This is a genomic window from Carboxydothermus ferrireducens DSM 11255 (assembly GCF_000427565.1).
GTDB classification, from domain to species: domain Bacteria; phylum Bacillota; class Z-2901; order Carboxydothermales; family Carboxydothermaceae; genus Carboxydothermus; species Carboxydothermus hydrogenoformans.
The window spans coordinates 1-15103 of the sequence record NZ_KE386562.1 but is presented as its reverse complement, the minus strand read 5'-3'; the positions used below and the strand labels follow the sequence as shown (position 1 = coordinate 15103).

Below are 15103 nucleotides of genomic sequence, written 5' to 3'. Positions count from 1 at the left end.
CTGTTAAATTTTTAAAACATACCCGTTTTCTTTTAGCCATTTTTCGTGTTTTTGGTAGTCAGGCATTAAAATCTTAACTTTAGTCCAGAAAACTTTACCATGATTTTTCTCCTCTAAATGCACAAGTTCATGCACTACTACATAATCAATAACCGGCAAGGGGGCCATAATTAACCGCCAGCTAAAATTTAAGTTGCCTTTGCTTGAGCAGGAACCCCATCTTCTCCGGGCATTGGTGATATTTATTCGGGAATATTTATAACCGCCCATCTTAGCATAAAACTGTACCCGTTCAGTTATCTTTTCTAAAGCTGCCTTCTTATACCATTCGGTAAATACCTTTTCTGCATGCGGCAGTGCTTTCTTTGAAAGATAAAACGCATTTTCAAATTTAAGTGGCTCGATCTGGTCTTCCACTATCTGAAGTTTATAATACTTTCCAAGATATAAAAAGCCTTCACCGTTAACAAACTCTTTAGCGTTAACTTTTGGGTCTCGGGCTTCTACTTCTTTTTTCTTTTTAATAATCCAGTTGTAGTGCTTTCGAATAACCGCCTGAATGGTGCTTTCACTTACTCTGTAAGGCGCTCTAACTATTAAAGTAGCGTTATCGGTTACTTCCAGAGCAATGGTCTTTCTTTTGGTGCGAATTATTTTTTCAATTTTTATATCCATGTTTTTCACTTCCCGTAGTGATAATAGGCAAGTTCCAGAAGTTTTTGCGTTATTTCGTTTCTTTTATTAAATATTACTTTTGCTAAGCTATCGGCATGATAGGGAGCAGGATTTTCAGCAACACCCTTACCGGTAGAAGATTTTGGAACTAATTTCTGCAGCAGGTGGTTTCCTACATAGGTTTTTAACCGCTTTTGCTTGGTGTAGCTTTCCCAGAAGTCAACCGCTTTGGTTTCTCTCTTAATTATTTCAATTACGTCTCTGGTTAAATCAACAAGAAAATTAATTTCTTCCTCACTCAGCTCATTAAATGCTTTCTGCCCAAATAACTCCTTTTTCAGCAGGCCAAAAAACGGCATTTCTTTCTTAGGTTCAAACCCAAAGGTATTTTCTACTTCCCGGCCCTTTTGAATTTCCTCCCTAAATCTTTCTAACTCTTCGGCAAGTATTTCCCACTTCTCGTGATATTCTTCCAGCAGTCTTTTTAATCTATCGGAAAATCTTTCATATAGCTCCGGGTCTTCTTCAAAATGATCAACAATATGTTCTTTAATAGCTGTTATCAATTCCTGAGCTTTAACTTTAGCTGGCTTTCCTTTTAATTTATTTAAAAACTTGTCATCTAAAAGCGGGGTAGGAGGAATTTTCGGATCAATTCCCTTTGATATGATGTACTCTTCTACGATCTCCCTTATTTTCCGGCTGGCATCGCTTATACTCAATTTACTGTCACGATACCGATTCCGGGCTGCTTCTTTGATGAAACTTAATATCTTTAAATCTGTTAGATATTTTAAGGCCTCAGCATCCGGAAGAACCGCATCCATTGCCCGATTGAAGTTTCGAACCAGCATGATAAATTCATTTCTGATTTTTTCGTCAACTAAAAGGTCAATGCAATCATTAACCTGAGACCGCCAGTCTTTAAGGCCATTTTTGGCAAAAAATTCTTCGATCTGTCTATGGGTATAATGCAAATTAGCAATACTTTTTGCTTTATTAATAACAACCTTAGAGATTTCGGCTAAATCTTCATCGGCATAAATTGCCAGCGCTTCTTCTAAATGTTTTAAAACGCCAACATAATCCACCACATAGCCGCAGGATTTGTTTTTGTAAACCCGGTTTACCCGGGCTATTGCCTGCAGTAAGTTATGGCCTTTTATTACATTATCAAGATACATAACCTGTTCTATCGGAGCATCAAAGCCGGTAATCAGCATGCTCTGAACTACTAAAATGCCTACATCCCCCGATATGCCACTCTCGTTAACTTTACCAAAGGGAAGGCGAAAACTCTGGATTATTTTTTCGTGTTCCACCGGATTGGTATAGGGCTGATAGATAGCTTCATCGTTCTGCTTACCGGAGATTACGACTCCTACTTTTAACTTTTTCAGCGTCTCCAGGTCTACTTTCTGGTTCTGGCTCTTTTCCAGCTCAGCAATTTTTCCTTTTAAGGCATCTTCTAAGGCCTTTTTATATCTTACCGCTGCTAAACGGGAAACGGTAACCACCTGGGCTTTAAAGCCATTGGGAAAGATATGCGTCACATAATGGTCGATCATGTCTTTTGCTTTATCCCTGATTACTTCTTCTGCTTCAAGATAGGCCTTCCAGGTATATTTGCCTAAGATTTGGCGTTTTGTTTCCTGATCAGCATCCCGGAAGACATCCTCAAATTTGGCATTGGCCGCTTCTTCATCGGAAAGTTCGGCACTGTGGACCCGGCCTTCATAAACTATTTCTACGGTAACACCATCGTCTACTGCCTGCCGGATGCTGTATTTATCTATGTACTGGCCAAATTCTTGTTCAGTCTTGTCAATCGGAGTTCCGGTAAAAGCTATTCTAACCGCATTGGGAAGGGCGTTCCTTAAATTGGCTCCTAAAAGCTTGTACTGAGTACGGTGCGCTTCATCAATCATTACCAGGATATCGGGCGATGTATTTAATACGGGAAACTCCCGTTTTAAATCCCGTTCCTGAAACTTATGCACCATGGCCATAACCAGGTCGGGAGTTTTGGTTTTTAAAAGCTGTTTAAGTTCATCGATGCTTCCCGCAAGATTTACAGTAAAGCCAACGCTTTTTGAGGTGTCTCTTAACTGCTGTTCTAATTCTTTCCGGTCGGTTATAAAAACTATCTTGAAACTACCAAATTCCGGCTGGTGGTACATTTCCCGGACCATGTACATCATGGTCAGCGACTTTCCCGACCCCTGGGTGTGCCAGACAATCCCGCCCCGCTCAATCGGAGTTTTCCCCTCTTTTAACCGTTTAACCATCTTTTTCACAGCTCTAAACTGCTGGTAGCGGGCAACTACTTTGATTACACCGCCTTTGGAGTCTTCTTTAAAAATGGTAAAGGTGTGCAGTAAGTCGAGGAAATTCTGTTTTGAAAGCATTCCGTGAATTAAAAGCTGCTGACTGGTAACAACACCGTCAGGATTTACTTCGGACAGGGCATAAGGATAGGGGTCTTTCCACTCTACAAAATGTTCAAAGTCCGAGGTAATGGTGCCGTATTTGGCTACCTGATTGGAAGTGGCAATCATAAAAACATTGTACCAGAAGAGTTTTTCGTTTCCTTCTTTAACTCCCCGCCTGTTGGAGTAGCGCATGAGCTGGGTTATAGCTTCGGTCAGGGGATCGGCAATCGCCGGGGATTTGCACTCCACTACCACCAGAGGTAAGCCGTTTACAAAGAGAACGATATCGGGAATAATATGTTTTTCTGTGCCCGGAATGTTTACTTTATACTGCGATACAGCTAAAAAAGTATTATTTTCCGGGTTTCTAAAGTCAATAAATCTAACCGTGGGGCTTTTTTCACCGGTCCTGCGGTTTTCGGAAACAGAGGTGTTTTCTAAAAGTAAATCATGAATCTCCCGGTTGATTTCCAAAAATGAATTGGCCTGAGGAGTGGTAATCTTCCGCACTACTTCATTTATCTGGTCCTCCATAAGCCAAGGATTAATTTTTTTCAGGCTTTCTTTTAAAACGCCTTCTAAAACTACTTCTTTAAAGCTTTCTCTGAACTTAATCGACTCACCAAATGACGGTTCAAAAGCTGAATTAAATGAAGTAATCTCTTTTATCTCTTCGGGGTTATCTTTATTCTGCCGGTATACCTTCCAGCCCAGCCTTAGAAGCTGGGCTAAGAAGGGATTTTCTACATAATGCTCCTCATCAAGCTTACTGTACATTTGAGAAGCCTCCCAAACCAAATACTTAAAGCAGGGAATTAACCCTGACCCGCCCGGTCAGTAAATCTTCCATCAGGCCTTTTTTAATTCTTTCAAGCTTTTCTTTGTAAGCCTGTTCTTTTTCTATCGCTTCGTCGATTTGAGATAAAACTGCAGCAATGCGTTGCTGTTCTGGAAGAGGGGGAAGAATAAATATACTAGAATCAATAATTATTTTGCTTAGATTAGGTTGCCCGGAACCCTGTAAATTTGAAAGAGTTCTTTGCATAAAGTTAGTAAGTACATAAAATAAAAATTCATTGTATAATAGATTTTCATTTGGAATTTTTAAGGCAAGAACTGCTTGGTTGGTAGCCATATTATTTTTAATTATTCCCACTTGACCAGCAGTAGCTCCATACATTGCAACAACTACCGTATTCGCACGAACAATTTTGGCGTTTGAAAATCTAAGTCCCTTTTTCGTTATTTTTTCTTCTGTATCAAAAATATATTTTTTATTTATCTCCCCAGACTTAAGCCATCTTATGTTTCCTCCATAAAATTCAGGCTTTTCTCTGCTTGGAGTTCCACCTGCTGAAGAATCTACTAGTTCTCCTAATTTCACCACTTCCCACTCTTCCGGAATTCTCCCCAGCGGCGAATCCTTAAATTTATGGGTTTTTTCATCCCTTACCTGCCAGTTTTCCTCAATACCTTTTGTCAGTAACTCCTGCATTAACCCCTGTTTTAAGCGTTTATATTTTTCAATAATAGCGTCAGTTTTTTCTATGGCATTATCTACAGTTTCAAGGATTTCGGCGATTTTTTGTTGTTCAGATAATGTTGGCAATATAAGTTTAAAATCTCTAATTATTGGTAATCTTAAGGACTTTACAGTCGAACCAACAGCATTTTTTGAAAAGTACCCACGATAGTAAAAAATTGTATAATATAAATACTTGCCATTAACTTCTTTTTCCAAATCAAAAATAGCATAAGTTCTCTGATGTAAATTAAATTTTCCATCAAAGTATTTTGGAACAAACTCAACCCCTTCACCAGGTAATATAACTGCCTCACAATCAAAAATATAGTTGTTAATTAACTTGACTTCACCAGACCTATCAAATAAAGGATACATTCCATTTTCTACAGCATCTTGTACGTTGCTATTTCCTGTCTTTATAGAACTAACATCTCCCAACTTAACCCTTTTCCATCCCTCTGGCACTTTTAATTCCTCATTCATAGTAACACCCCAGTTTTTGCAAAAACTCATTTAGCTTATTTACTTCTTCATCCCTTGCTCTTGTAAGTTCAGAAAGCGATACCCTGTACTTATCCCAGAGATTTTCAAAAATCTTTATGATTTCTTTCTTTTCCGCATTTAGATACTTTTCAAGCTGCTTATCAATAAAATCATAAAATTTCTCCAGTAAAAGCTCTTTAACTTCTTCCTCGGTTAAGTTTTCTTTTCTTCGGGAAACTTCTTTTTCAAGATTTTTTTCTTTTTGCGTTTTTTGGCTACGGGCATTTTTAATTTCTTTTTCTTTTTCAGCTATTTTAGCCAATAACTCTTCCCATTTTTTAGCTTCTTTAATTGCCGATTCGCTCTTATTTTCCTTCAATTCTTTTACCAGCTCTTTTAGATGATTTTTTACTTTGCTTGCCGTTTTCTCTCCCTGCTCTTCTTCATCCCACTCTTCAACTTCATCTAAAAGTTCATTTAGTTCGCCTTCTACTTCCGCAATTTTACTTTCCAGTTCTTCTATTTCTTCGATTTCCTTCCCGAAATATTTTTCCTTAATCCTTTCATCATCCACCAGGTTTTTATTCCAGCCGGTAGCAGCTATACTCTTAAAATCATAAAGAAGTTCTTCCCACCAGTTCACGAAAACGCCGGCAATTTTAAACTCATCAAGAGTTCCAAGAGGCAAAAGTTTTTCCTTTAATTTATTCAGGGCAGCGTTTCTAAAGCTCCAGAGGTTATTTCTTCCGTAAAACTCTAAAATCTCCGGTTCTATTTCCTGCCACCAGTTTAAAAGCATTTCCTGATGTTTTGCTATGGTATTTTTCACTTCATTGGCATTTTCAATGACGTCTCTTATTTGACTTTTTTCTGCTATAAAATCTTTAAACTCTAAATAATGCTCATCTTTTTTTTCTAAAAGAATAGCGTAGGAAATTCCAAATTTTTTAAACTGCTCTTCATACCTTCTTACTTCCCGTAAAGGTACCCCGCCGACAAGGTGAGCCCGCACATCTTCTATCTCTGGCTCCGGAGAATTATCTACATATCTTCTGATGTTAAGATTAAAGTCATTTTCTTCAATTTCTTTTATATCAACCAGTCTTGAATAGCCAGGTATCTCCTTTTTCTCATCAAAGACATTTACAATTTTTTCGATATCTTCAGGGCGTAAGAAGTTTTGATTTCTTCCTTCTCCGTATTCCCGGTCGGCATTGATAAATAAAATTTTATTTTTTAAATGTTCGTGTTTATTTTTATTAATCACTATGATGCAGGCCGGAATCCCGGTATTGTAAAAAAGTTTAGGTGGAAGCCCAATGATTGCTTCAATTATACCTTCTTTAACAATCCCTTCCCGGATTACCTTTTCCTGTCCACCCCGGAACAAAACGCCATGAGGCATAACCGTGGCCATAATCCCATCATCTTTTAAGCTGGCAATCATATGCTGTAAAAACATTAAGTCAGCTTTTTTGCCGGTTTCGGGTGTAAAACCGTATTTAAACCGTTCGGGATACTGCATGTTTGCCTGGGTATAATTTTCGGAAAAAGGGGGATTGGCCAACACCCGGTCAAAGCGCTTGATATACCCGTTTTCTAAAAACATCGGAGTGGTTAAAACATCTTCATTTTCAATATGGGCATCTGAAATACCGTGTAAAATCATGTTCATTTTACAAATCGACCAGGTCAGTCCGTTTAGTTCCTGCCCATAAAGTCCTAAATTATAACGATCCTGCCCTTTCTCTTCTACATAGTGAAAAGCTTCAATCAAAAAGCCACCCGAGCCAACCGTCGGGTCGTAAACGGTCATGTTCTCGCCGGGTTTAACCAGCCTTACCATCAGTTTTTTGACACCGGCAGGAGTATAAAACTCGCCGCCTTTTTTCCCGGCCGAATCAGCAAATTCTTTTAAAAGATACTCATATGCTGCACCCAACAAATCTGGAAACTCAAAGCTTTCCGGAGTCAGAGTGTATTTATTGAAGTGATGGATAAGGTCAATTAACTGCTGGTCTTTAAGCTTTATTTTTCCTTTAGTTGCGTTGAAATCAATATGCTTTAAAACGCCATCCAGCTCAGGGTTTGCTTCCTCTAAAGCAGCCAGAGCTTTATTCAACTGGTTCCCTACGTCCTCTTTTAAGTTAAGTATGTACTCCCAGCGGGCTTTTGGAGGTACATAAAAAATATCGTATGAATTGGGGTCTTCCGTTAATATCTCAATTTGTTCATCAGAAAAGCCTAAGGTTTTATACATGTTTTCCAGCTCCAATTTCTTAGCAGCAAAAACATCAGAGGTATATTTTAAAAAAAGCATACCAAAGATGTATTCCTTGTATTCGGAAGCATCCATTTTTCCCCGCAAAATATCTGCTGCTTTAAAAAGATGGGTCTCCAGTTGCGCTAATGTTATTTTTTCCGTTGCCACTGCCATTAACCTCACCCTTAATTTTAGAATCAATACTGTTATTCGCCAAAAATATATCTTTACCTGCTGTGCGTTAATGTTATTTATTATTTAGCAAATTATGCCTCTGGTCCAAATTACCCAGAGCTATAAAGTTGAGCCTTTGACCCGGGAACGTGATATTTTGCCATCAATGGCCAGGTAGTATAAAAACTGCCTGGTCGAATAAAGTGAACAAAATTTGCGGCCACTTAATTTGAGAAGTGATGGAGGTAAAGGAATACATATAAGAATTAGCTAATATATTAAATGCTTCATTATATTCAAATCCTTTACTCACTTTTCACACAATTCCTCCCAGAAGCCTTCGCTTCATAAAGCATGTCGTCTGCTCGTAAAAGAATGGTATCAATTGTATCCGATGGCCTATAACTAGCTACACCAAAGCTGGCCGTGGCATGCCCTACTTCTGGTAATGTCATGCTAATTAGTCTTTCTCGAAGCTCTTCGGCTAAACCTACAGCATCTTTTATAGAAGTCTCAGGCAAAAGAATTATAAATTCTTCTCCACCCCATCGTGCAAAACAGTCTGTTTTGCGTATCCTCTTCTTTACCATATCAGCAATGTTCTTTAGAACCATATCCCCTGCAGCATGACCGAAATGATCATTTACGCTCTTAAAATGGTCTATATCAAACATAATAACTGAAAAAGGTTTGCCATTTCGCCGTGTGCGTTCCATCTCCTGTTCCAGCATCTGCATGAAAAAGCGACGATTATAAACATTTGTCAATGGATCAGTTATGGATTGCTGATAAAGCAATTCTTCAATTTTTTTGCGTTCGGTTACATCTCGCACAATTCCTACTGCATGCCACGCATCTCTTATTCTTACAGCAGATAGCGAGAGTTCTATATCAATTTCGTGACCCTCTTTATGTTTTGTTTTTAATTCAATCGTTTTTCCCGCCGCACTCCCTCTACCACTTAATTGAAATTTCTTGAACGCTTCTTTATATAACTGATAAAGACGTTCATCGTGTATCATAAACCTGTGCAGTTCTTTGCCCATTACTTCTTCTTTAGTATAGCCAAATATTCGTTCTGCTGCAGGATTCCAGAAAGTAACTTCCCCTTTATTATCAATCATAATAATAGCGTCTCCTGCAGATTTCATTATCGTGCTTAAAATTTCGTTCCTTTCCTGCAGTTCTCTTTCTAACGTTTTCTGTTTTGTTACATCAATTACAATTGCCATATATACTTTTCCTTTTGCGGACTCTATAAGCAATAAACGCACTTCGACAGGATAAGTAGAACCATCTTTCCTGCGATGAATTGTGTTAAAGATAATAATTTCTTTTTCCCCTTCGTATAGAGGAGCAAGGAGTTCCTTAAAGCTTTGCATGTCAAATTCAAGCTTCAAATCAAGGGGGGTCATTTCTTTCAGCTCTTCTAAGCTGTATCCCAAATTTTCTCTTGCCCTGCGGTTTGCAGAGATAAATTTTAATGTTTTAGAGTGAAATATATACATTTCGTTCGGAGAATTCTCAAAAAGATGATGGTAAAACTTTAATTCCTTTTCAGCATACCAGCGTTCAGTAATATCAAAAATTATTAAATAAAGAAGCTCTTTCTTTTGATAGTTGACAACAGTTGAATATATCTCCACAAAACGCTTTTCACCGTTTGCTAATCGTTGTATGCAAATACAGGGGTTATAGCTGCGTTTAAACGTTTCTATGCAGTTTTTATCATTATTTATGACAGAAGTAATGTTAATTTTACCAATATCCATCTCTACAAGAGTCTCTTTTGGGTAACCGTAGAAACGGCAGGCAGACTTGTTAGCATCCACAATTCGTCCTGACTTTGGTTCAATAAGTAACATAATCGCCTCATTGGTTTCAAACATATTTCGGAACAGTTCTTCGCTTTGTTTGACCATCATATTTGCTTCGTGAAGTTTAAGAGCCATTTCAACTGTTGATATAAGCACGTATTCGCCTACGCCTTTCAGTATGTAGCCATAGCCAGTAACCGACTTAATTTTCTCCATAATTTCTTTATTGGTATTAGCAGTAAGGAATATAACAGGAATGTCTTTAAATTGCTGTATTATACGAGCTGTTTCTATGCCATCTAATTTGCCCATAAGCTCTATATCCATAAGAATTAGAGCAGGGTTTTGACCGCTTTTAGCTTTTTCCACAGCTTCTTCGCCTTGCCGCACTATTTCTGTTTCATATCCATACTTGTTCAAAATATCCGCTGTTATCTGTGCATTAAGCCTGCTGTCTTCTACAATCAGGATTTTCTTAGGCATAACTTCATTCATAAAAGAAGACCCCCTGCTTTAAATCGGTATTTACCATAATTTTATTTTTTAATCATGCAATTCAAATAAAAAACTCAATAATTTACATACTTACTTCTTAAATTGAAACATTAATTTTTTTCCGTTCAGGGCTCTTCCATATACCAGCTTTTTCCATACTACCAAAAAGTCCTTTAGGTAATGTTGCAACTATAGATAATGCTCCAAAGCAGAAGAAAAAGAGTGGATACCAAGGAATCCAAAAAAGTTCTTTCCAAAGTTTCTTATCATACTGATGATTAACAAAAATTGCTACAATAAATTGAGTTATACATACTAAAGATATTATAGAACCATACCATTGTGGAAAAGGTGATACAAAAAAATAAAAATCCGTGTGGAAAATAAAATTTATAAGCCAAATTATTGAACCAATAACAAATGAAATACCCCATACACAACTCAACATGAACTCAAGATAAATAAGCCAAAGCCTTCGGTATTTCCAAGAAGTAAAAACATCTTTATGTATTCTTAGCAATTGCCAACCACCTAAAGCCCATCTTCTTCTCTGTTTAAAAAATTCTTTTAAATTTGACGGCACTTGTATATAGGCAATTGCTTGTGGCACAAACCATACTTCATAAAAATGTTTTTGTATTCTCCAAGTTATATCTATATCTTCTGTTGCAGTAAACGGTGAAAAACCTCCAATCTCCTTCAAAACTTTGGTGTTATAAGCAGCAAAACAACCTGAAACTGTTAAAACTCTACTAATTACCCTCTGTGACCTTTTTATTAGGCTAATTATGGAGGCAAATTCGGCAGCTTGCAGTTTTTCCAAAAAATATTCTTTATTCATTACGATAGGATTTCCTGTCACTGCACCTAGTCTTGGTTGAAAAAGAAAGGGTTTTACTATCTCATATAGTGAATTTTCTACGATTATAGTATCCGCATCAATAATAACGGTAATTGGCGTATTTACAAAATTAAATAAGGCATAATTTAATGCGTTTGCTTTTCCGCTGTTTTGAGTTAACCTTAACAAATGAAAATTATTAGTTTTATAAACGAATTTTCTAATAATATCAGCAGTAGAATCTGTTGATGCATCATCAATGAATATTACGTGGTAGTCAGGATATTTAAGTTTAGTTAATCGTGTGCATAAATTAGCAATTGTGTTCTCTTCATTATAGCAAGGTACTAAGATTGTAATTGGAGGATAATTAATGTTAGATTCTGGTTTTTGCGTCTGTTTTCTTTCTCTACGTGCCCAAAAATAAAGTCCACCTATTATCCAAACAATGCTCATGATAATTGGATAAAAGAAAATAAAATACGCCAATATATCAGAAATATTTTTTTATCTTTAATTCATTCTAATGAATTATTTCTTTTATTTTTTGTGCATTTACATCGAAAACTGCTTCTTTCCATGATAAGTTTGTTACCGAATTATCGGGGTTTAAACTTTCTAATTTTCTTTTGTTTTTAGAAAAATAATTTTTATAATTATACTTTGCCCACAGAATCATTGTTAGAAATACTGCAATTGCATAAATTTGTATCTTAAAAATTGTATAGACAGTATATCTCATACTTTGTGGTATTAATAATTCTTTTTTCCATAAAAGCGAAATTAAAAACCATCCAATTGCGATTATTACATTGTTTATTAAATATAAGATTACAGTCCATGCCGCAAAAGTTAAAATTAAATTTCTCATAAAACGAAGTGAATTTTTTATTTTGAGAAATTTATCTTTCTTCATTTGCAGAACTCCTTTAATCGCAATACTGTTTCTACCCACATAAAATAACCATACCTTGCTCGAAGCTCATGGCCAATTAGAAAAGGAATTTTTATCCTGGCAAATAAACGGAGAAAAAATTTGAAGAAGGAGAAAAAGGAAAAGTCTTCGAGCAAGATTTACGGAGCTGATGCCCCCCTCACCGAAGACTTTCCCATAACAACGCACTTCGATCGTAAATTATTTTGGAACTTATCTTGCCCAGAAGCGGCCAGTTTTAGAAGAGACCTATGAAATACCAAGCCTTATTTTCCTGAATCTAAGGATAAAATTGAACGTTTTAACCGTAACGTTGAGGCTTTATAGCCGAAATAGAGCTGCAACACCCTAAGACCTTCGCAGAACTTAACCAGCTTTTTGCGATTTGGGTTGAAGAAAGGTATAACCACCACCCGCAAAGCTCTTTAAACAATGAAACTCCGGCTAACCGTTTCCAGAAGGTTACCCTGCGTTTCCGGTTTTTAAGCCTCTTGAAGAATGCCGGAAAGCTTTTCTCTGTGATACATCCTGTTTTATCTACCAGGCGACTTGCTTGCTGATCTCTGTTACGACCCTTTTGACTTAGAAAGTACCCAAGCCGTCCACTTGCTGACACCAAGTGCATTCGCTATTGTTTCGTAGTGAACTGGAACATTCGTTTTTGGGAATAGATCAATTAATTTCTCTAAAAATTACTTGCTGCATTCGGTCAAAATCATACTTAGCTACCCCCAAAAAACCAAAATAGTTTACGAACACTATTCTATTTTCAATTTTAAAATGTGTCAAGAATTTAGGTAGCCTTTGTTATTAATCTGTGATATTGTCACCTTGTAGATTATCGTGATAAAATTCGCTTATGAAAAACGAGTTGTTCTTACAGTTATAACAAAGGTAATTAATGGGAAATTCAAATAGATGCTTTCACGTTTAACTGGCTTAATATCAGGGAAAACCTCACTTTCCATGGCTATATTGATGATGCTACTGGTAAAATAACTCTCTTTACCTAAAGGTTCAAAGGTTGTAACTGATAAATTCAGAAAAAATAAGAGAAAGCGCCCCTCATAAAAAGAGACGCTTTCTCTCGTTGAACAAATGGGACGGAAAGTAAAAAATTTTACTAACAAATATCAATAAATGATAAGCGGCTTAATTACCCCATCTTCCTTAGTTTTCATAAGATTAAATGCTTTTTCTAACTCACTAAATTTGAATTTATGAGTTGTTAATGGAGTTGGGTCAATTTTCCCCGTCTCAATCAGTCTAAGTAAACGGCTAAGGCGTTCTTTGCCGCCCGGGCATAATCCTGTTTTAATATTCTTTTCACCCATTCCTACCCCCCAAGCTAAACGGGGAATCATAACATAATCGCCCTTTGAATGGTAGCCGGCATTAGAAATAGTGCCACCGGGTCGGGTAACCTTTACGCAAGACTCAAAAATTATTTGCGACCCTACCGCATCTATTGCGGAATCAACTCCTTTTCCACCCGTTAATCTCAAAATCTCCTCCACCGGGTCTACTTTTGTAAAGTCAACAATAATATCAGCCCCAAAATGTTTAGCAAGTTCCTGGCGTTTGGGGACTGACTCCACAGCAATAATTAAACCTGCACCAAGTTTTTATTTTGAAATTTCAGATAATACACCGGAAAACTCCGCAAACGCTTACGCTCTTTTGTCTTTAACTCTTACCTGTATATTTATTCCATATGATATTTTATTCATTAAAGGTTTTAGCTTCAACAATTTTCTTTACTGCAAATTAAGAACAAAAAAATCACCGATTTGCTACATCAATCGGAGATTAACTATTCCGGTAATCTTATAAAATTACACAAAAAGTAATACTTATTCTTCTAATTTTTAAGCTACAAAAACTAAATAAGTAAAAAAACCCCGAAGCCTTAAAACTTCGGGGAGAGGAGGATTATTGGATATCCACTTTAAATCCTCGCAGGTTATCCTGCGCCTTCTTGAGCCTGATGTTTAAAATGCCGTTTTTATATTCAGCAGTAGCTTTAGCAGGTTCTACTTCTACCGGCAAGTACACTACTCGCTCAAAGCTGCCTGCAAATATTTCCTTGCGGTAGAATTTATCGTTTCTCGCTTCTATTTCATCTTTAACGTGTCCTTTAATAATTAGATGATCGTTTTGGACATACAGCTCAATCTGGTTCTTATCTTCTATGCCAGGGAGTTCTGCCTTAACTAATATTTCATCGCCTTCATCAAGAATATCTACCCTTGGGATTGACACACCTCTACCAATCGGTGCAAAAGCTTCGGCAAACAGGCGATTTAAATCTAACACTTCTCTAAACGGATCAAATCTTCTCATGAGCATGGCTACCACCCCCTGTCATAGATTTTTAGGTTTTATTTTTATTTTAACTTTCCTTGACCTTCCACTTATAATTATTGACTTTTCCTGACTTTTGTGCAAGAAAAGTTATTTTTGAAAAATAAACGTTATCGCTGTTTATTGCTGATTAAAATTATATATCAATCATTTGCTAAATATTTCTTGGTATTTTATTTCTTTCCTCTTATTGACGTATTTCCGCCAAATACTTTATAAGCACTTCCTCAAAATTTGCTGCAGTTCCACAGTAAGAATCAAAGAATAATTTCCTAAACAATAAAATAGTCGTCGAAATAAATAGTCCTTTTTCGCCGTTTATACTTTGGACCCACTAACATCCCAAATAAAAAACCTCCGATATGGGCCCACCACGCTATCCCAAAGCCAAAAACTGGGCCAAATAAAGTTAAGATGCCATTGGATAGCTGCGAGATATACCATAAGCCAATATAAATGAAAGCCGGAACGTCAATAAAAATTGGGATAAAAATTAAAAAAAACAAAGTCACAATTTTAGCAAAGGGAAAAAGGACAAAGTAAGCCCCCATCACTCCGGCAATTGCTCCCGAAGCCCCAACTGCAACAATGTCCGAAGTAAAATTAAATACGTAATGCGCTGTCATTGCTACAATCCCGCTTAAAAAATAAAACAATAAAAATTTTAAGTGCCCCATGCGTTCTTCCACATTATCCCCAAAAAGCCAGAGAGCCCACATATTGCTAATAAGATGCATAAAGCTTCCATGTAAAAACATACTGGTAAAAATGGTTACTCCACTCCAGACTACCTCTGATAATAAACCTTGTCTTAATCCTTCGGTCAGGCGCAGGGGAGTAAAACCAAAGGTATGCAAAAAAAGCTCGCTCGTCTCCCGGGGAAGTGAAATTTGAAAAATAAATACAAGCACATTGGCCAGGATTATTAAAATTGTCATCACCGGAAATTTTCGGCTCGGGTTTACATCTCTTAAAGGTATCATCTTTATTCTCCTTTTCTCTTTACAGAGTTAATTTAGATTGGAGGCTTTAAAGTCGGGGGTAGAGATAATAGAATTTACTTCTTTTTCATCAAAGATAGTCATAAAAATACTTTTTTT

9 protein-coding genes and 2 pseudogenes are annotated in these 15103 nt (G+C 36.8%); 1 reads left to right on the top strand and 10 read right to left on the bottom strand.

The features are described from left to right. Positions 1-3 precede the first annotated feature (3 nt). The 7 genes from CARFE_RS0113195 to CARFE_RS0113160 all read right to left on the bottom strand — a co-directional run bounded on the left by CARFE_RS0113195 (position 4) and on the right by CARFE_RS0113160 (position 11621). Positions 4-675 (bottom strand): M48 family metallopeptidase, encoded by a 672-nt coding sequence (locus CARFE_RS0113195; protein WP_028053072.1) that lies wholly within the window; start codon positions 673-675, stop codon positions 4-6. 5 nt (positions 676-680) lie between these two features. Beyond that, positions 681-3884: a type I restriction endonuclease subunit R gene (locus CARFE_RS0113190; protein WP_028053071.1), complete on the bottom strand. Its 3204-nt coding sequence runs from the start codon at positions 3882-3884 to the stop codon at positions 681-683. 25 nt (positions 3885-3909) lie between these two features. Next, positions 3910-5115: a restriction endonuclease subunit S gene (locus CARFE_RS0113185; protein WP_028053070.1), complete on the bottom strand. Its 1206-nt coding sequence runs from the start codon at positions 5113-5115 to the stop codon at positions 3910-3912. Continuing rightward, on the bottom strand, positions 5108-7552 hold the full coding sequence (locus tag CARFE_RS0113180) for a type I restriction-modification system subunit M (protein ID WP_034542167.1): 2445 nt from the start codon (positions 7550-7552) through the stop codon (positions 5108-5110). The genes CARFE_RS0113185 and CARFE_RS0113180 overlap by 8 nt, the downstream gene beginning before the upstream one ends. Positions 7553-7857: 305 nt before the next feature. Next, positions 7858-9864: a PAS domain S-box protein gene (locus tag CARFE_RS0113170; protein ID WP_028053068.1), complete on the bottom strand. Its 2007-nt coding sequence runs from the start codon at positions 9862-9864 to the stop codon at positions 7858-7860. Positions 9865-9961: 97 nt separating this feature from the next. Beyond that, positions 9962-11194: a glycosyltransferase gene (locus tag CARFE_RS0113165; RefSeq protein ID WP_245570805.1), complete on the bottom strand. Its 1233-nt coding sequence runs from the start codon at positions 11192-11194 to the stop codon at positions 9962-9964. Between the two features lie 34 nt (positions 11195-11228). After that, complete coding sequence (locus CARFE_RS0113160) at positions 11229-11621, bottom strand: PgaD family protein (protein ID WP_028053066.1); 393 nt, start codon at positions 11619-11621, stop codon at positions 11229-11231. A gap of 273 nt (positions 11622-11894) precedes the next feature. On the opposite strand from CARFE_RS0113160, the pseudogene CARFE_RS16070 reads away from it, so the two are divergent. Continuing rightward, positions 11895-12236: pseudogene (locus tag CARFE_RS16070) on the top strand (IS481 family transposase); the annotation flags it as partial. Between the two features lie 536 nt (positions 12237-12772). Here the strand turns inward: CARFE_RS16070 and CARFE_RS15275 are convergent. From CARFE_RS15275 to CARFE_RS0113140, 3 genes and pseudogenes are all read right to left on the bottom strand, one after another. After that, a pseudogene (locus CARFE_RS15275) lies at positions 12773-13249 on the bottom strand (zinc-binding dehydrogenase); the annotation flags it as partial. Between the two features lie 322 nt (positions 13250-13571). Then, positions 13572-13988 carry an Hsp20/alpha crystallin family protein gene (locus CARFE_RS15270; protein ID WP_028053065.1) on the bottom strand — a complete coding sequence of 139 codons (417 nt, stop codon included), beginning with the start codon at positions 13986-13988 and terminating at the stop codon, positions 13572-13574. A 287-nt stretch (positions 13989-14275) separates the two neighbouring features. Continuing rightward, complete coding sequence (locus CARFE_RS0113140; protein WP_028052909.1) at positions 14276-14986, bottom strand: rhomboid family intramembrane serine protease; 711 nt, start codon at positions 14984-14986, stop codon at positions 14276-14278. Between the last annotated feature and the right edge of the window lie 117 nt (positions 14987-15103).

Coding starts and splice junctions, on each gene's coding strand:
- CARFE_RS0113195 (WP_028053072.1), bottom strand. CDS start 675: ATGGATATAAAAATTGAAAAAATAATTCGCACCAAAAGAAAGACCATT.
- CARFE_RS0113170 (WP_028053068.1), bottom strand. CDS start 9,864: ATGAATGAAGTTATGCCTAAGAAAATCCTGATTGTAGAAGACAGCAGG.
- CARFE_RS0113185 (WP_028053070.1), bottom strand. CDS start 5,115: ATGAATGAGGAATTAAAAGTGCCAGAGGGATGGAAAAGGGTTAAGTTG.
- CARFE_RS15270 (WP_028053065.1), bottom strand. CDS start 13,988: ATGCTCATGAGAAGATTTGATCCGTTTAGAGAAGTGTTAGATTTAAAT.
- CARFE_RS0113180 (WP_034542167.1), bottom strand. CDS start 7,552: ATGGCAGTGGCAACGGAAAAAATAACATTAGCGCAACTGGAGACCCAT.
- CARFE_RS0113190 (WP_028053071.1), bottom strand. CDS start 3,884: ATGTACAGTAAGCTTGATGAGGAGCATTATGTAGAAAATCCCTTCTTA.
- CARFE_RS0113140 (WP_028052909.1), bottom strand. CDS start 14,986: ATGATACCTTTAAGAGATGTAAACCCGAGCCGAAAATTTCCGGTGATG.
- CARFE_RS0113160 (WP_028053066.1), bottom strand. CDS start 11,621: ATGAAGAAAGATAAATTTCTCAAAATAAAAAATTCACTTCGTTTTATG.